This window comes from Dyella japonica DSM 16301, from assembly GCF_001010355.1.
Classification (GTDB): Bacteria; Pseudomonadota; Gammaproteobacteria; order Xanthomonadales; family Rhodanobacteraceae; genus Dyella; species Dyella japonica.
In genome coordinates, this window is the sequence record NZ_JPLA01000090.1 from 1 (window position 1) to 530 (window position 530).

Annotated in this window: 1 protein-coding gene; it reads right to left on the reverse strand. The window is 42.6% G+C overall.

From position 1 onward, the window contains the following. Positions 1–358 (reverse strand): hypothetical protein (locus tag Y882_RS19495; protein WP_046973392.1); only part of this gene is annotated, 358 nt, incomplete at its 3' end. Between the last annotated feature and the right edge of the window lie 172 nt (positions 359–530).

Consider the following 530-nt stretch of genomic DNA (forward strand, 5'->3'; position numbering starts at 1 on the left):
CTATCCATACAGGAATTAAGTTTGGATTTGATGCAATCTGCTCAGGGGTAGGGTTGATGACAACATTCTGAACGACACGCTCAGGATACCCTAACTTGCGTAATGCATTGTGGTGTCCGTTATGCCATGCCTTCTCAATAGAATCATGTAAGCCTGTACCCATAGAAGTGGACACCAAATCCATGATGTCCATACTTTCTACAGAAAGGTCTACACGATGCTTCATGACAATGTGCTTAATTGGCTTAAGCAGGGTAGTCACAGAAAGATACTTTTTATCCTTCACGTAATCATACTCGTCATGCAAAAGCCAGACAGCTAATGGCAAGGACACGTCATGATTGTTCGTGATTTTCATTTAGAAGCGACCTTAGATGGGTTACTGAAACGCCATGCAGTGATTCGAGCAAAGGGGGCAATCTTATCAGACCAGTCAATCTCATGAGGAAATACATGAGTAATAGTCGTTCCATCGGCACGTACTACATCAACTTGTTCTGCTTTGCTCATTGCAACAGCAATAGGCATAA